Source organism: Brevundimonas vancanneytii (assembly GCF_901421975.1).
GTDB classification, from domain to species: domain Bacteria; phylum Pseudomonadota; class Alphaproteobacteria; order Caulobacterales; family Caulobacteraceae; genus Brevundimonas; species Brevundimonas diminuta.
On the sequence record NZ_LR588407.1, the window covers coordinates 882889 to 898936 of the forward strand.

The 16048-nt window shown below is 68.2% G+C and carries 13 protein-coding genes and 1 pseudogene; 8 read left to right on the forward strand and 6 right to left on the reverse strand.

Annotation, left to right across the window (positions count from 1 at the left end):
• Positions 1-2: 2 nt before the first annotated feature.
• Positions 3-1400: a flagellar hook-length control protein FliK gene (locus FGL25_RS17270; RefSeq protein WP_252970015.1), complete on the reverse strand. Its 1398-nt coding sequence runs from the start codon at positions 1398-1400 to the stop codon at positions 3-5.
• Between the two features lie 394 nt (positions 1401-1794).
• Between FGL25_RS17270 and flgK the strand changes: the two genes are divergently transcribed.
• Positions 1795-3885: a flagellar hook-associated protein FlgK gene (flgK, locus tag FGL25_RS04375; protein WP_138141053.1), complete on the forward strand. Its 2091-nt coding sequence runs from the start codon at positions 1795-1797 to the stop codon at positions 3883-3885.
• On the opposite strand, the gene FGL25_RS17905 is transcribed toward flgK, so the two are convergent.
• Positions 3837-4511 carry a hypothetical protein gene (locus tag FGL25_RS17905; RefSeq protein WP_138141054.1) on the reverse strand — a complete coding sequence of 225 codons (675 nt, stop codon included), beginning with the start codon at positions 4509-4511 and terminating at the stop codon, positions 3837-3839. The genes flgK and FGL25_RS17905 overlap by 49 nt on opposite strands.
• A gap of 119 nt (positions 4512-4630) precedes the next feature.
• Here FGL25_RS17905 and FGL25_RS17910 point away from each other — a divergent pair, with 119 nt between their 5' ends.
• The 5 genes from FGL25_RS17910 (at position 4631) to FGL25_RS04405 (ending at position 8513) form a co-directional block, all read left to right on the forward strand.
• Entirely contained in the window at positions 4631-4828 is a 198-nt protein-coding gene (locus FGL25_RS17910; RefSeq protein WP_138141055.1) for a flagellin, read from the forward strand.
• Positions 4829-5032: 204 nt separating this feature from the next.
• Positions 5033-6151: an ABC transporter permease gene (locus FGL25_RS04390; RefSeq protein WP_138141056.1), complete on the forward strand. Its 1119-nt coding sequence runs from the start codon at positions 5033-5035 to the stop codon at positions 6149-6151.
• Positions 6148-6942 (forward strand): ABC transporter ATP-binding protein, encoded by a 795-nt coding sequence (locus FGL25_RS04395; protein WP_003165650.1) that lies wholly within the window; start codon positions 6148-6150, stop codon positions 6940-6942. Before FGL25_RS04390 ends, FGL25_RS04395 begins: the two co-directional genes overlap by 4 nt.
• Before the next feature lie 15 nt (positions 6943-6957).
• Positions 6958-7896: an MlaD family protein gene (locus FGL25_RS04400; RefSeq protein ID WP_003165649.1), complete on the forward strand. Its 939-nt coding sequence runs from the start codon at positions 6958-6960 to the stop codon at positions 7894-7896.
• Positions 7893-8513, forward strand: coding sequence for an ABC-type transport auxiliary lipoprotein family protein (locus tag FGL25_RS04405; RefSeq protein WP_112999737.1), 621 nt, complete (start codon positions 7893-7895; stop codon positions 8511-8513). The genes FGL25_RS04400 and FGL25_RS04405 overlap by 4 nt, the downstream gene beginning before the upstream one ends.
• 99 nt (positions 8514-8612) lie before the next feature.
• On the opposite strand, the pseudogene FGL25_RS04410 reads toward FGL25_RS04405, so the two are convergent.
• The 3 genes and pseudogenes from FGL25_RS04410 to FGL25_RS04420 form a co-directional block, all read right to left on the reverse strand.
• Positions 8613-9258, reverse strand: a pseudogene (locus tag FGL25_RS04410) (3-oxoacid CoA-transferase subunit B); the annotation flags it as partial.
• Between the two features lie 2 nt (positions 9259-9260).
• Complete coding sequence (locus tag FGL25_RS04415) at positions 9261-9488, reverse strand: hypothetical protein (protein ID WP_138141057.1); 228 nt, start codon at positions 9486-9488, stop codon at positions 9261-9263.
• Positions 9488-10192: a CoA transferase subunit A gene (locus FGL25_RS04420; RefSeq protein ID WP_138141058.1), complete on the reverse strand. Its 705-nt coding sequence runs from the start codon at positions 10190-10192 to the stop codon at positions 9488-9490. The genes FGL25_RS04415 and FGL25_RS04420 overlap by 1 nt, the downstream gene beginning before the upstream one ends.
• Before the next feature lie 187 nt (positions 10193-10379).
• Here FGL25_RS04420 and FGL25_RS04425 point away from each other — a divergent pair, with 187 nt between their 5' ends.
• Positions 10380-12845 (forward strand): S9 family peptidase, encoded by a 2466-nt coding sequence (locus FGL25_RS04425; RefSeq protein WP_252970017.1) that lies wholly within the window; start codon positions 10380-10382, stop codon positions 12843-12845.
• On the opposite strand, the gene FGL25_RS04430 is transcribed toward FGL25_RS04425, so the two are convergent.
• Positions 12846-13736: a LysR family transcriptional regulator gene (locus tag FGL25_RS04430; protein ID WP_046653377.1), complete on the reverse strand. Its 891-nt coding sequence runs from the start codon at positions 13734-13736 to the stop codon at positions 12846-12848.
• Between the two features lie 101 nt (positions 13737-13837).
• Here FGL25_RS04430 and FGL25_RS04435 point away from each other — a divergent pair, with 101 nt between their 5' ends.
• Positions 13838-16015 (forward strand): malate synthase G, encoded by a 2178-nt coding sequence (locus FGL25_RS04435; protein ID WP_138141059.1) that lies wholly within the window; start codon positions 13838-13840, stop codon positions 16013-16015.
• Positions 16016-16048 lie beyond the last annotated feature (33 nt).

Genomic DNA, 16048 nt, shown 5'->3' on the forward strand with positions numbered 1-16048 from the left:
GATCAGACCTTCAGATCGACGCGGTCAGGCGTCAGGGAAAGGGACGTCCAGGCGCTGGGCGGCGAAACGACGGAATCGGCCTCGGCGGCCAGGCGGGCGGCGCCGGAGAAGGCGCGGCGGTCAGGCTGCCGCTCGAACGCGCCGCCGCCGAAGCCGGACGAAGGATCGCGCTCGGCGAACTCCAGGTCATCGCGCGAAAGCTGCAACCCCGCGTCCAGAAGCTGACGCCGCAGTTCGTCGGCGCGGGCGCGCAGGTCGGCGGCCGCCGCCGGATTGTCGAAGGCCAGGCGGGCCGTGACCTGGCCGTCGGACTCGATCTCCAGACTGACGTCGACGCGGCCCAGGCCTTCGGGCGTCAGGGCCATGTCAAAGCGGGTCGAGCGGCCGTCCAGCTTCTTGACGATCTGGGCGGCGATCTGGGCCGTGGTCTCGACCGTGGCGCGCGACAGCTGGGACAGGCCCAGATCGCGTTGAGCGCCGGGCGCCTGAGAGGGGGCTTCGACGGCGCCTTGTTGCGGCGCGGCCGGGGCTTCGCCGTCGACCGGGGGCGCGGCGACGGTCGCCGCCGCAGGCGTTTCGGCCAAGGCGGGCGCAACGGCCGGGCGGGCGGCGGGCGCTGACGCTGCAGCATCAATGGGAGCGTCGGCCTGGGCGGGTCGGTTGGCGGTCGCTTTGGCGTTGCCTGTCGCTGTGGCTGCGGCCTGTATCGCTTCTCGCGCCGAGGCCAGGCGTTCGCCCGCGCCCGACCGGAAGCCGGTCACGCCCAGCAGGGCGGCGTCCTGTGCAGGAAGGGCCGCTCCAGGGCGCGACGGCGGCGGCGCGTCCAACGGCTCGTCGCTCTCGGTTGACGGGGGCTCGGGCGCCGCATCCGGCTCGGCAAGGACGGCGGGGAGCGCCGCCTTGAGGGCGGCGGAAATGGTTGCTGGGGGTGTCGTCGCGGCTGAGACGGGCGCAGCCGTGGCGGTCGTGGCGGCTGCTGGTTCGGCGGTCGGGGCGACGGGAGCCGCCTCTACAGCCTCAGAAACGGCCAACGGAGCGGGAGACGGTGCGGCGGCGACAGCAGGAGTCGCTTCGGTCGTCGGCGCCGTCGGATCGGCAGGGGCTGTCGGAGCTGCAGTCTGTTGCACCGGCGGGGGCGGCGCGAACCAGGCGGGCGGAGCCGGGGCGACGGCGATGTCGTCCTTTGCGGGCTCGACCGGAGCGGCCTCGATCGGGGCGGTGGTTTCGGACGCTTGGGCGACCGGGACGACCGAGACGACGGGCGGCGCGGCCTGCGTCTCTTCCTTCAGCATCAGGTCCGCGAAGACGGCGCTGTCCGTCGCCGCCTCGACGGAGGCGTCGACGCTGGCGCCGCCGGGGGCGGCGGGCGTCAGGACGGACATGAGGCTGACGGCGGACATGCGGGCGGCAGGCGCTTTCGGTCGGTGAGGGGCGGCGCCTGCTGCGCCTGGGTCATTCGGCAGGGCCTTCGCAAGCCTTGGGCCAAGTGTAGGTGTCGAGCTTAATACGTTGAAATGTAATGGTATTGATGTGTTTTGGGTCGCCGTTGCAGGGACGTGACGCCGGGCGCTTCTTGCCGCGCTTGTCGCTTTTTGCCGGGCGCGGGCGGCGCCGTTCGACTTGGCCCGTCGCTTGCCTCTCTTGCTGACGAATGCACAGGGGCTGAACGCCGATGTCGAGGAAAATCAAAGAGATGGTCAGAAGACCTGCTCAATTCGCCGGGCAAGATTTGCTCGCTTGCCTGCAAGGCTTGCCGAGCGGCCGTCCCGTGCGCTCCGGCGTGGGAGACGTCTGATGTCCCTCAACTCGATCATGAACATCGCCACCTCGGGCATGAGCGCGGCCCAGACGCAGCTGCGGGTGGTCTCGGACAATGTCTCCAACGTCAACACGCCCGGCTATGTCCGCAAGATCGCCGACCAGCAGTCCTGGGCCAGTCAGGGCGTCGGCGCGGGGGTGGAGATCGCCCGCATCCGTCTGGCCACCGACCGCTTCCTGCAGGCCGCCAGCCTGAACGCCAGCGCCGACGCCGGCCGTCAGACGGTGCGCTATGAGCTTTACGACCGCATCCAGTCGATGTTCGGCGATCCGGGCTCCAACAGCGGCTTCTTTTCGCAGATCGACAGCGTCTTCGCCGCCTTCGCCGCTTCGGCCGAGAACGCCACCTCCGGCCCCGCTCGCCAGGACGCCATCTGGAAGACGCAGGCCCTGTTCGATGAAGCCGCCCGCATCAACAGCCAGATTCAGTCGGTGCGCGAAGACGCCGACGCCCGCATCAAGAGTGCGGTCGAGACGGCCAACAGCCTGCTGGAGCAGATCGAGAAGCTGAACGTCGAGATCGCCAAGGCCACGGTGATCAATGCGGACTCTTCGGGCGCGCAGACGGCTCAGGCGGCCTTGATCGATCAGTTGTCGGGCCTGATGGACGTTCGCATCACCGGCCGTGCGGTCGGCGGGGTCGAGATCCGCACCGGCGCCGGCATCCTGCTGGCGGGGCAGGGGGCGGCCAAGCTGGACTATGTGCGCGCCGGCGCCGTCTCGGCCGAGACGGTGTTCAACGAGGTCATGGTCATCGAGCCCCCCGCCGGAAAGGCGCGCTCTCTGGCTGAAGGCTTGGGCTCGGGCGAGATCAAGGGGCTGCTGGAGCTGCGCGACGGCGAGGCGCCGGCCACGGCCGAGCGCCTGGCCGAACTGATGTCGCGTCTGGCCGACGAACTGAACCGGGCGCACAACGCCTCATCCGCCGCGCCGCCGCCCAACAGCCTGACGGGCCGCAACATCGGGCAGTCGCTGGAGACCGCCCTGCAGGGCTTCACCGGCCGCACCTCCATCGTCATCACCAATGACCAGGGCGTAGCCCTGCAGAAGATCGACCTGGACCTGGCGACGCTGAATCCGGCGACCTTCCTGGCCGACCTGAACGCCCAGCTGGGGGCCAACGGCAGCGCCAGCTTCGTCGACGGGCGTCTGAAGATAGAAGGCGCGCCCGGCACGGGGGTGGTGGTGGTCGACGATCCGGCCGCGCCCTCGAACAAGGGCGGGCGAGGCTTCTCGCACTTCTTCGGCCTGAACGACCTGATCACCAGCGCGCAGCCGGCGATCTATGAAACGGGCATGACGGGCGCGTCGCAGCACGGCTTCACGCCCGGCGAGACCATCACCTTCCGCTTCAGCGACGCGGCGGGCGCCAAACTGCGCGACATCGAGGTGGCGGTGCCCGCGGGCGGCGACATGACCAGCCTGCTGGCCGCGCTGAACGATCCGATGACGGGCGCCGGGCGGATGGGGACGTTCAGCCTCAGCTCGACGGGCGAAATGACGTTCACGCCGCGACCCGGCTCGGGCGCGAACCTGTCGGTGCTTCAGGACCGCACCACCCAGGTTCCCTCGAACGTGTCGATGAGCGAGCTGTTCGGTCTGGGCGGCGCGCGCGCTTCGCGGGCCGACGCCTTTTCGGTCCGGGCCGACGTCGCCCGCGACCCGTCCCTGATGGCCTTCGCCAAGGCCGACGCGACGGGCGGGGTCGGCGCGGCCGTGGTCAGCAAGAACGACGCGCGCGGCGCGCGCCTGCTGGCCAGCGCGGGCGAGAACGCCGCCACCTTCTCGGCAGCGGGCGGGGCGGCGGGCGGCTCCATGTCGCTGGCGCGCTATGCATCCGAACTGTCGGGCGAGATCGGCAGTCGGGCCGCCATGGCCAAGAACAACGCCGTCAGCGCCACGGCCCTGGCCAAGGAGGCGACGGCGCGCCGCGTCTCGGTCGAAGGGGTCAACCTGGACGAGGAACTGGTGCTGATGACGACCTATCAGCAAGCCTTTAACGCCTCGGCCCGCATGGTTCAGGCGGCCAAGGACATGTACGACATCCTGTTGGGAATGGTGCGATGACCCGCGTTTCGACCTACGGAAACTATCAGTCGGCCCTGCTTGACCTGATGTCGGCCCAGTCGCGCATGGCGGACGCCCAGCAGAAGGTGAACACCAAGAAGAACGCCACGGACCTGGTCGGTTTCGGCCGAGGCTCCGAGACGGTCAGCGCGCTGATGACCAGCCAGACCCGCATCCAGACCTTCATCGACACCAACAAGACCGTCACGGCTCGGCTGGAGACCCAGGATCTGGCGATGGATCGGGTCGCAGACGCCTCGACGGCGGCGCGTCAGGCCATCGCCGACGCCATCGCCGCCGGGCGGATGGACACCCTGATGGGGACGCTGAACAGTCTGTTCATGGAGGCTCAGGACGGGCTGAACATGAAGCATCAGGGCAAGTATCTGTTCGGCGGCGGGGTCACTGATCGCGCGCCGGTGGATCTGCCCGACATTCCCGGTCAGCCTGGGGCCAGCATGATGGCCAAGCTGGCGGCCTTGCCCGATGAGAGCGCGGCTTTCCACAACGACCAGCTGAAGCAGTCGTCCTGGCTGGACGAGAACGTCTCGATGGACACAGGCTTCCTGGCCGACGCCATGGGATCGGAGCTGTTCGCCATCTTCCGCGACATCCAGCTGGAGCATCAGACGACGCCGCTGGACGGCAAGATGACGGACGCTCAGAAGACCTTTCTGACCACTCAGATGGGCCGCTTCGAGGCGGCGGCGAAGGGGATGGTGGAGCTGCAGGCCGCCAACGGCGGATGCAGAACCGCGTCGACCGCCTGCTGGAATCCCAGGAGGCGCGCAAGATTTCGATCGACACCATCCTGTCCGGCAAGACCGACGCCAACATGGCCGAAGCCGTCACCGAACTGGAGCTGGCGCAGATCTCCCTGCAGGCCTCGGCCCAGGTGGTCAGCCAGCTTCGCCAGGTCTCCCTGCTCGACTATCTGCGTTAGGTCGTTCCCGAGGTTGAGTTCGGCGCGGCCCGCTGAACGAAAATGGCTGGTCGACGTTCTGAAAGCTGCGCCGTGACGGGCGGGCCTTGGCGTGTGTCGAGCAGCGCCGGAAGAGATCGGGAGTCATCAGTCGTTGACACAACGCGAAAAGCAGAGCTTTATGCGGCGTATGCGTGCGGACGGGCCTGTGTCAGTGTCGGATTCATGAATCGGGCGGACTTCCAGATTGATGAAAGCCAGGACGGCCAGACGCGCTTGCGGTTGGCCGGCGACTGGTCGACCGTCGCCGTCGGTCGGATGGGTGATCGGCTGAAGGCCGAGCTGGACGGTCGATCCGTGACTGCGCTGGACCTGAACGACCTGGGCCGTTTCGATACCGCCGGCGCCCTGGCCGTGGCCCAGGCCATGAGCCGGCCTATCCCGGAATCCGCCTGGTCCGTACGCCCCGAAGCCGGGCGCCTGTATCGCATGGTGGCCAAGCTGGACTGCATGACGGCCGAGCCGCCGCGCCGCTCGGCTCCCATGACGCGCGGCTTCGCCAAGGTCGGGCGCGGGGTCTATGATTTCGGCGCCGAGGCCATGCTGTCCCTAGCCTTCCTGGGCCGTCTGATGGCGGCGGTGCTGACCACGCTGAAACACCCCGGCCGCATTCGTTGGGCCGCCTGGTTCAGCCAGGCGGAACGCACCGGCCTGGACGCCATCCCGATCGTGGTGGTGACCAACTTCTTCATCGGCGCCGTGGTGGCCTTCATCGGCGTGGACCTGCTGACCCAGTTCGGGGCGGGGGTCTTCACGGTGCAGCTGATCGGCGTCGCCGTCTTCCGTGAGTTCGCCGTGGTCATCACCGCCGTGCTGCTGGCGGGCCGTTCGGCCTCGTCCTTCGCCGCCGAGATCGGCTCGATGCGCATGACGCAGGAGGTGGACGCCATGAAGGTGATGGGCGTCGATCCCTTTCAGGCCCTGGTGATTCCGCGTCTGGCGGCGCTGCTGGTCATGCTGCCGCTGCTGACCTTCCTGGCCATGGTGGGGGGGCTGCTGGGCGGCGTCCTGGTGGCATGGAGCCAGTTGAACCTGGGACCGGCCTTCTTCTTCCAGCGGCTGGTCGAGGACGGCTATATGCCGACCCACATGATGGTCGGTCTGATCAAGGCGCCGGTGTTCGCCCTGGTGGTCGCGGCCATCGGCTGTCGCCAGGGCATGTCGGTGGCGGGCGACGTCGAGAGCCTGGGGCGCCGGGTGACGGCGGCGGTGGTGCAGGCCATCTTCGCCATCATCCTGCTGGACGCCGTCTTCGCCCTGATCTTCATCGAGCTGAAAATATGACGGCCGAGACGCGCAAACCCGACGACCGCGAGGCCGTCATCCAGGTGCGGGGCCTGCTCAGCCAGTTCGGCGAGCGGGTGATCCATCAGGATCTGGATCTGGACGTGATGCGCGGCGAGGTGCTGGGCGTCGTCGGCGGGTCGGGCACCGGCAAGACCGTGCTGCTGAACTCCATCATCGGCCTGAAGGAGCCGGAAGGCGGCGAGGTCAGCCTGTTCGGGCAGGACCGCAGCGCCATGACCAAGCAGGAAGCGGCCGCCGTCGAGCGTCGCACCGGCGTGCTGTTTCAGCAGGGCGCGCTGTTCTCGTCGCTGACGGTGCTGGACAATGTGGCCTCGCCCCTGGTCGAGCACACCGATCTGTCCAGGACGACCATCCGCGAGTTGGCCGAGATGAAGGTGGCCATGGTGGGCCTCAAGCCCGAGGCCCTCTATCTGAAGCCGGCTGAGCTGTCGGGCGGGATGCGCAAGCGCGTGGGCCTTGCCCGCGCCCTGGCTCTGGACCCCGAACTGGTCTTTCTGGACGAGCCGACTGCCGGGCTGGACCCGATCGGGGCGGCGGCGTTCGACGATCTGATCCGCCAGTTGTCGGAGGATCTGGGGCTGACGGTCTTCATGATCACCCACGATCTCGACAGCCTTTACGCCATCTGCGACCAGGTGGCCGTGCTGGCGGACAAGCATGTGGTGGCCAAGGCGCCGGTCGCCGAGCTGGAACGCTCGGACCACCCCTGGATCAAGGAATACTTCCTGGGGCCGCGCGGACGCGCCGCCCATAAGAGCGCGGCCTGAGGAGGACGCGAAACGATGGAAAGAGACGCTCATTACGCCGCCGTCGGCATCGCCACAGTCGCCCTTCTGCTGGCGCTGGCGGTGTTCACCATCTGGTTGGCGCGGCTGCAGTTCAACAAGGATTTCGACGTCTACGACATCGTCTTCTACGGTCCGGTGCGCGGCCTGTCGGAGGGGGGAGAGGTCCACTTCAACGGCATCCGCGTCGGCGAGGTGACCAACCTGAATCTGGATCCGAAGAAGGGCGATCAGGTCATCGCCCGCGTGCGGCTGAACGGCACGACGCCGGTGCGCGTGACCTCGCGCGCCCAGTTGGAGCCGCAGGGCATCACCGGCCTGAACTACATCCAGATCACCGCCGGCGCCCCGGACAGCCCGCTGCTGAAGGACCAGTATCCGGACAACGTCGTGCCGGTGATCCAGAGCCAGCCCAGCCCCATCGCCGAACTGCTGAGCGGATCGGGCACGGTGCTGGCCCAGACGGTGGACGCCTTGAACCGCATCAACCGCGTGATGTCGGACGACAACATCCGCAGCTTCTCGACCAGCGTGAAGAACGTCGAGGCCCTGACCGCCGAACTGGAGGCCCGCAAGGGCATGTTCCAGCAGTTGGAAGAGACCATCACCAAGGCCAACGCCGCTGTCGGCGAATATCAGGCCCTGGGCGCCAGCGCGCGCCAGATGGTCGACACCGACGGCAAGCAGGCCATCGCCAACATCAACCAGGCGACGCGCGAGGCGCAGGCCGCCATCGCCTCGATCAACCGTTCTGCGACCGGACTGGAAGGGCCATTGGGCGAATTCGGCACGCAGACCGTGCCGCAGCTGAACGACACCATTCGCCAGTTGGATCGGGCGACCCGCTCGCTGCAGTCGCTCATTGACAACGTGCGCGACAGTCCGCGTGAGTTCATCGCCAAGGCGCCGTCCAAGGAAATCGAGGTGCAGCCGTGATCCGTTCCACACTGATGATTGCGGGGGCGTCGGTCGCCCTGTCTGGCTGCGCTTTGCTGTCGTCGCCGGACCCGGTTCAGCTGTATCGTTTCGGGGGCGCCTCGGCCTATGCCGGAACGGGCGCGACCTCGGCCTGCCCGGATGTCCATGTCTCCATGCGCCGGGTGGACTTTCCCGAAGCGGCGCGCGGCGACCGCATCCTGGCCGTGACGGGGACCGAGGCGGCCTATATCAAGGGCGCGCGCTGGGTGTCTCCGGCCGAGACCCTGTTTGAGGAAGCCCTGCGCAACGCCTTCCTCGACGGCGGGACGTGCACCGTGCTGAGCAGCGGTCCGCTGACGCGCGACGGCCTGTTGCTGAGCGTGGACGTGCGCCGGTTCGAGGCGTCCTACGTCGCGCCGGGCGCCGTGCCGGATGCGACCATCGTCGTGCTGCTGCGTCTGGTCCGGCCGGGCGATCGTTCGATCGTGGCCGAGGACCGCATCACGGTCAGCGAGAACGCAGGCGTGAACCGCCAGTCGGCCATCGTCGCCGCCTTTGACCGCGCCACGGCCGAGACCAGCCGTCAGATCGTCCTCTGGACCGACCAGCAGGGCTTCCAGGCGACCCGGGACTAAATTCCTTCTCCCTCAAGGGGAGAAGGAAGACATGAAAAACCCCGGCGGCCTCGCGGTCGCCGGGGTTTGTGTTTTTACAGAGGGGCGAGGGCGGTCAGCCACGCCCGCCGCCACCGTGTAGTCGGCCTCGGTCTTGGCCGCGACCTCGTCCAGCGTGACGCCGTCGGCCAGTTCGATTAGCTCCAGCCCCGAACCGTCCGGCTTGACGTCGAAGGTCGCCAGATCGGTGATGATGCGGCTGACCACGCCCCGTGCCGGTCAGCGGCAGGGTGCAGGCCTTCAGCACCTTGGACTGGCCGTGCTTGTTGGCGTGCTCCATGACCACGACCACGCGCTTGACGCCCGCGACCAGGTCCATGGCGCCGCCCATGCCCTTCACCAGCTTGCCGGGGATCATCCAGTTGGCGATGTCGCCGTTCTGGGCCACTTCCATGGCGCCCAGGATCGACAGATTGATGTGGCCGCCGCGGATCATGGCGAAGCTGTCAGCCGAGCTGAAATAGCTGCTCTCGGGAATTTCGGTGATCGTCTGCTTGCCGGCGTTGATCAGGTCGGGGTCTTCCTCGCCCTCATAGGGGAAGGGGCCCATGCCCAGCATGCCGTTTTCCGACTGCAGGGTCACGATCATGCCTTCGGGGATGTAGTTGGCCACCAGGGTCGGGATGCCGATGCCGAGGTTCACATAGAAGCCGTCCTGCAGCTCCTTGGCGGCGCGTTCGGCCAGTTGTTCGCGGGTGCGGGCCATGGTCATTCGTCTCCCGAAGAAGCAGATGCGTTGTCATGCAGCGAAGCCGAACGCTGCTGCTGGGCGATCAGCGTGGCGCCTGCCTGAAGATATCCGGCGACCAGAGCCGGGTTGGAGTAGGCGTAACCGCTCCCGAAGGCGGCATCGACTTCCTTGATGCCTGCGTGCAGCAGGGTCTTCAGGGTGCGGGCTGCGTCGTTGTTCAGTTTTTCCTGATCGGGGGCGGACATCAGACGGCCTCCCGCTGACGGACTGTACGCTGTTCGATGCGCTTTTCGGACACGGTCTGGATCAGGCGGTCGACATAGACGCCCGGCGTGTGGATGTGGTCGGGGTCGATCGAGCCGACGGGGACGATCTCCTCCACCTCGACGACCGTCATCTTGCCGGCGGTGGCCATCATCGGGTTGAAGTTGCGGGCCGTCTTGCGGAACACCAGATTGCCGCGCTCATCAGCCTTCCACGCCTTGACGATGGCCAGGTCGGCGACCAGCCCCGTCTCCATGACGTATTTGCGGCCGTCGAAGTCGCGCACTTCCTTGCCCTCGGCGACCAGGGTGCCGACGCCGGTGGCGGTGAAGAAGGCCGGGATGCCTGCACCGCCCGCGCGGATGCGCTCGGCCAGGGTGCCTTGCGGGTTGAACTCCAGCTGCAGCTCACCCGCTAGGTATTGACGCTCGAACTCCTTGTTCTCGCCGACGTAGGACGAGATCATCTTGGCGATCTGACGCGTCTCCAGCAGCTGACCCAGGCCGAAGCCGTCCACGCCCGCATTGTTGGAGATGACGGTCAGATCCTTCACGCCCGTGTCGCGCAGGCCCGCGATCAGGTTCTCGGGAATGCCGCACAGGCCGAAGCCGCCGGACATGACGGTCATGCCGTCGAATGTCAGCCCCTCCAGCGCGGACTTCACGTCAGCGTAAATCTTGCCCATCGGACTCCCTTTTTCACCAACTGATGAATATCGTGGTCTCCTCCGTCCTTAAAGCGGGCCGGGAAGTGGAGCAAGCGGCAAGCGCGACGCAGGGGAAGGCATGGCGTGACAAGCCTGACGGTTGACCCTGGACCGCAGGGGTCTCACACCTAGCGCCACATAAGACTCGTCTCAGTGGGGAAAATCCATGCGCCATCATCTCTTGCGGGCCGCCTTGCCCGCCCTGGTGCTCGCCGCCGCCGTTCCAGCCCTGGCCCTGCCGGTCGCAGCGGTCGCCCAGGACGCCGCGCCGACCTATCACCAACCGCCGTCGCCGATCGCCCAGATTCTGGACGCCAAGCCCAATCCGGGCGTCAGCGTCAGCCCCGACCGCAAGACCCTGCTGCTGACCGACCGCTCCAACCTGCCGGCCATCGCCGAACTGGCCGAGCCGATGCTGCGGCTGGCGGGCTATCGCATCAATCCCAAGAACAACGGCCCGGCCAACAGCCGCGTCTCCTGGCTGACGGGGCTCAGCTTCCAGGCGGTCGACGGCGGGCCTGCGCGCCCGGTGACGGGCTTGCCCGCCAATGCGCGCCTGACCAATGTCAGCTGGGCGCCGAACGGCCAGGCTGTGGCCTTCCTGGTCAATGCGCCCAACGGGCTGGAGCTTTGGACCGCCGATGTCGCCCAGGCCAAGGCGCGCAAGCTGAACGGGCCGATGGTCAATGCGGCGGCGGGTTCGGGCTTCTCCTGGCTGTCGGACTCCTCGGGCCTGTTGGTCCTGGCGGTTCCGGCCGGGCGCGGCCTGGCGCCCAACGTCGACCATCCGCCGGAAGGCCCGATCATCACCGAGACGGGCGGCCGCGCCGCCCCGGTGCGGACCTATCAGGATCTGCTGTCCAACGTGGGCGACGAGGCCCTGTTCGACTACTACTTCACCAGTCAGCCGACCGTGGTGTCGGTGAACGGCCGCGCGCGCTCGGTGGGCCAGCCGGGCGTGATCCTGGGCGTCTCGACCTCGCCGGACGGGCGCTACATCCTGCAGACGCGGGTGAAGAAGCCCTATTCCTACGTCGTGCCGGCCAGCCTGTTCCCCTCGGACGTCATCGTCACCGACATGAACGGGCGCCAGGTGCACCGCGTGGCCGACCTGCCGTTGCGCGACAATGTGCCGACGCCGTTCGACGCCGTGGCGCCGGGGCCGCGCGCGGTCCAGTGGCGGGCCGACGCCGACGCCACCCTGGTCTGGGCCGAGGCTCAGGACGGCGGCGACCCGCGCAACGCCGCCGAAGTGCGCGACCGCGTCTTCATGCTGCGCGCGCCCTTCAACGACCGGGTGCAGACCCTGGCCGACCTGAAGGAACGCTACGCCGGAACGACCTGGGGCCGGAACGACGCCGCCATCGTCAACAGCCGCTGGTTCAACACCCGGCACGAGACGCGCACCCTGGTCGATCCGTCGAACCCCGGCGCGGGCCGCGTCCTGGTCGATCGCAACTATCAGGATCGCTACAACGATCCGGGCTCGGTCGTGACCGAGCCGAACGCGCGCGGCCGTTCGGTCATGCGCTTCAACGCCGACGGCTCCAAGGTCTTCGTCGAGGGGAATGGGGCGACACGCGAAGGCGCCTATCCCTTCCTCGACCTGATGGACCTGAATACGGGCGAGACGGAGCGCGTCTGGCGCTCGGCCCAAGGCGAGTATGAAAGCGTCGTGGGCGTGCTGGACGAGGCGGGCCGCAAACTGGTCACCTATCGCGAAAGCCGCACCGATCCGGCCAACCTTCGCGTGCGTGATCTGGACGGCGGCGTCACCCAACTGACGAACTTCCCCGATCCGGCGCCGCAACTGGCCGGGGCCACGCGCCAACTGATCACCTACACCCGCGACGACGGGGTGGAGCTGTCGGGGACGCTGTATCTGCCCGCCGGTTACGACAAGGATCGCGACGGCCCGCTGCCGCTGCTGATGTGGGCCTATCCGGCCGAGTTCACCGACGCCGCCGTGGCCGGTCAGGTCGTGGACACCGACAACCGCTTCGTGCGGCCGTCGGGATCGAGCCACCTGTTCCTGCTGACCCAGGGCTACGCCATCCTGGACAACCCGACGATGCCGATCATCGGCCGCGACGGGGCCGAGCCGAACGACACCTACATCGAGCAACTGTCCGCCAGCGCCAAGGCGGCGGTCGACGCCGTGGTGGCTCTGGGCGTGGCGGAACGGGAGCGGATCGCCGTCGGCGGCCACAGCTACGGCGCCTTCATGACGGCGAACCTCTTGGCGCACACCGACCTGTTCAAGACGGGCATCGCGCGCTCGGGCGCCTATAACCGCACCCTGACGCCCTTCGGCTTCCAGGCCGAGCAGCGGTCATACTGGGAGGCGACCGAGACCTATAACGCCATGTCGCCCTTCACCTACGCCAACAAGGTGAATGAGCCGATCCTGCTGATTCACGGCGAGGCGGATGCTAACTCCGGCACCTTCCCGATCCAGACGGAACGCTTCTACGCGGCGCTGAAGGGCAATGGCGCGACGGCGCGCTATGTCGTCCTGCCCAAGGAGGACCACGGCTATCGCGCGCGGGAATCGGTCGGTCACACCCTGTATGAGATGTCGTCCTGGCTGGATCGCTGGATGAAGCCGACGACGGCGGCTTCTCAGGAGTAGTCAGCGATCCCACTCCGGCGTCTCGCCATAGAGGCCGGACAGGAAGTCGATGAAGGCGCGGACGCGGGTTTCGGCCCGCGCCCGGCCTGCCGTCAGGGCGAAGATCGCCACGTCCGACGATCCGGCATACTGCGGCAGCACCACCTTCAGCCGCCCGTCGCGCAGTTCGTCGCCGACGTCCCAGGTCGAGCGCAGGGCCACCCCGCCGCCTGCCAGCGCCAGTTCGCGCGCCACTTCGCTTGAGTTGGTCCGCACCCGGCTGCGGGCGCGGAAGACGACGGGGCCTTCGGGGCCTTCCAGCCGCCAGGTCGACTGGTTCTCGGCCGCCAGCTGGGCGTGGCGGCGCAGGTCGTCCAGACTGTCCGGCGCGCCGTGCTCGGCCAGATAGGCGGGCGAGGCGCACAGCACCCGCCGGTTCGGCGCCAGACGATGCATCAGCGGATTATCCGCCTCATAGCCGCCGATCCGCACCGCCACGTCCACGTCCTCGGCCATCAGGTCGACGAAGGCGTCGCTCAGGTTCAGCTCCAGCGTCAGGCGGGGCTGGGCCGCCAGAAACGGCTGGAGCAGGGGCGCCAGCCGTCGCCGTCCGAACGAGGTCGGCGCCGAGACGCGCAGAAGGCCGCGCGCCTGTGTCGTGCGGCGCGACACCACGGCCTCCAGATCCTCGACCCCCTCCAGCAGCTGCGCCGCGCGGTCATAGACCAGCCGTCCCGCCTCGGTCGGGGCCAGACGGCGCGAGGTGCGCTCGATCAGCCGCACGCCCAGCCGGTCCTCCAGCCGCGCCAACCTGCGCGAGGCCACGGCGGGCGACAGGTCCAGCCGCCGTGCGGCGGCGGACAGGCTGCCTTCCTCCAGCGCACGGACGAAGATTTCATACTCGGCCAGCATGGCGGGGTCTCATCATTGCGTATTATGCAAAGATAGGCGTCTTTCTTCGCCGTGGATAGCGAGGCAGGACGCGACTAGTCTGGGCGATGAAGGAGACCGCCATGTTCGACGCCCCCAAGACTCCCGCCGACGCCTATGTCCGCCACGGCAGCCTGAAGGTCGCCGCCGAACTGGACGCCTTCGTGCGCGATCAGGCGACGCCGGATACGGGCGTGAGCGCCGCAGGCTTCTGGGCCGGGGTCGAGGGGCTGCTGGCTCAGTTCAGCCGCCGCAACCGCGACCTGCTGGAACGCCGCGACCAGCTGCAGAACAAGCTGGACGACTGGCACCGCGCCTATCCGGGCCAGCCGGATCAGACGGCCTATCAGGCCTATCTGCAGGAGATCGGCTATATCGAGCCTGAACGCGACGGCGTGAGGGCCGAGACGGCGAACGTCGACCCCGAGATCGCGACCCTGGCTGGGCCGCAACTGGTCGTGCCCCTGACCAACGCCCGCTACCTGCTGAACGCCGCCAATGCGCGCTGGGGCAGCCTGTATGACGCCCTCTACGGCACGGACGCGCTGGGCGAGGCGCCGAAGGCGGGCGGCTATGACGTCGAACGCGGCGCCCGCGTCATCGCCCGCGCCCGCGCCCTTCTGGATCAGGCGGCGCCGCTGGCGACCGGATCGCACGCTCAGGCCGCGGCCTATCGGGTCGAGCATGGCCGCCTGATCGTGACGCTGGACAGCGGGCTTGAGACCGGGCTGGCGGGCGCGGACGTGTTCGCGGGTTATTCGGGCCAGGCCGATGCGCCGTCGGGCGTTCTGCTGCGCCACAACGGCCTGCATCTGGAGATCGTCATCGACCGCGCACACCGCATCGGTAAGGACGATCCGGCGGGCGTCGCCGATGTGCTGGTCGAGGCGGCCCTGTCGGCCATCGCCGACGCCGAGGACAGCGTCGCCGCCGTCGACGCGGCGGACAAGCGGCTGGTCTACGCCAACTGGCTGGGCCTGATGCGCGGCGATCTTCAGGCCGATTTCCAGAAGGACGGGCGCACGGTCGAGCGCCGGCTGAACCCGGACCGCGTCTATACGGCGCCCGATGGATCGCGGCTGGCGCTGAAGGGACGCAGCCTGATGCTGGTGCGCAACGTCGGCCTGCACCTGACGACCGACGCCGTGCTGGACGCCCACGGGCGCGAGACGCCCGAGCATCTGCTGGACATCGCCATGACCGGCCTGATCGGCCTGCACGACCTGCGCCGTCCGGCAGAGGCGCGCAACAGTCCGGCGGGCTCGGTCTATGTGGTGCGGCCCAAGATGCACGGCGCGGATGAAGTGGCCTTCGCCGACGACCTGTTCGGCGCGGTCGAGACCATGCTGGGCCTGCCCGCCCTGACGCTGAAAATGGGCATCATGGACGAGGAGCGGCGCACCAGCGTCAATCTGATGAACTGCATCGCGGCGGCCAAGGGCCGGGTGGTCTTCATCAACACCGGCTTCCTGGATCGCACGGGCGACGAGATCCACACGGTGATGGAGGGCGGTCCCGTCGTGCGCAAGGAGGCGGTGCGCGAGACCGGCTGGATCAAGGCCTATGAAGATCGCAACGTCGACATCGGCCTGAAGGCGGGCCTGTCGGGCCGGGCCCAGATCGGCAAGGGGATGTGGGCGGCGCCCGACCGCATGGGCGACATGCTGGCGGCCAAGGCGGGCCACCCGCGCGCGGGCGCCTCGACGGCGTGGGTTCCGTCGCCGACGGCGGCGACCCTGCACGCCTTGCACTATCATGAGGTCGACGTCTGGGCGCGTCAGGCCGAGATCGCCAAGCGCGCGCCGACCGGCCTGACGCCCCTGCTGACCCCGCCGTTCGCCACCGGAACGCCCAGCGCCGACGAGATCCGGCAGGAGCTGGATAACAATGCGCAGGGCATCCTCGGCTATGTCGTGCGCTGGGTGGATCAGGGCGTGGGCTGCTCCAAGGTGCCGGACATTCACGATGTGGGCCTGATGGAGGACCGGGCGACGCTGCGCATCTCCAGCCAGCACCTGGCCAACTGGCTGCGTCACGGCCTCACGACCGAGGATGAGGTCATGGAGGCGCTGAAGCGCATGGCCGTTGTGGTGGATCGTCAGAACGCGGGCGATCCGGCCTATCGTCCTCTAGCGCCCGCCTATGACGGCCCGGCGTGGCAGGCGGCCTGCGATCTGGTGTTCAAGGGCAGGGAACAGCCGAACGGCTATACTGAACACCTGCTGACGCACTGGCGTCGCAAGGCCAAGGCGCAGGGCTGAACACACATACGTCAATCTGCGCTCAAGCAGCGA

Excerpts from the sequence above, each read along its gene's own strand:
- FGL25_RS17270 (WP_252970015.1), bottom strand. The coding sequence starts at position 1,400 with ATGTCCGCCGTCAGCCTCATGTCCGTCCTGACGCCCGCCGCCCCCGGC.
- flgK (WP_138141053.1), top strand. The coding sequence starts at position 1,795 with ATGTCCCTCAACTCGATCATGAACATCGCCACCTCGGGCATGAGCGCG.
- FGL25_RS17905 (WP_138141054.1), bottom strand. The coding sequence starts at position 4,511 with ATGCTCCAGCTGGATGTCGCGGAAGATGGCGAACAGCTCCGATCCCAT.
- FGL25_RS17910 (WP_138141055.1), top strand. The coding sequence starts at position 4,631 with ATGCAGAACCGCGTCGACCGCCTGCTGGAATCCCAGGAGGCGCGCAAG.
- FGL25_RS04390 (WP_138141056.1), top strand. The coding sequence starts at position 5,033 with ATGAATCGGGCGGACTTCCAGATTGATGAAAGCCAGGACGGCCAGACG.
- FGL25_RS04395 (WP_003165650.1), top strand. The coding sequence starts at position 6,148 with ATGACGGCCGAGACGCGCAAACCCGACGACCGCGAGGCCGTCATCCAG.
- FGL25_RS04400 (WP_003165649.1), top strand. The coding sequence starts at position 6,958 with ATGGAAAGAGACGCTCATTACGCCGCCGTCGGCATCGCCACAGTCGCC.
- FGL25_RS04415 (WP_138141057.1), bottom strand. The coding sequence starts at position 9,488 with ATGTCCGCCCCCGATCAGGAAAAACTGAACAACGACGCAGCCCGCACC.
- FGL25_RS04420 (WP_138141058.1), bottom strand. The coding sequence starts at position 10,192 with ATGGGCAAGATTTACGCTGACGTGAAGTCCGCGCTGGAGGGGCTGACA.
- FGL25_RS04425 (WP_252970017.1), top strand. The coding sequence starts at position 10,380 with ATGCGCCATCATCTCTTGCGGGCCGCCTTGCCCGCCCTGGTGCTCGCC.
- FGL25_RS04430 (WP_046653377.1), bottom strand. The coding sequence starts at position 13,736 with ATGCTGGCCGAGTATGAAATCTTCGTCCGTGCGCTGGAGGAAGGCAGC.
- FGL25_RS04435 (WP_138141059.1), top strand. The coding sequence starts at position 13,838 with ATGTTCGACGCCCCCAAGACTCCCGCCGACGCCTATGTCCGCCACGGC.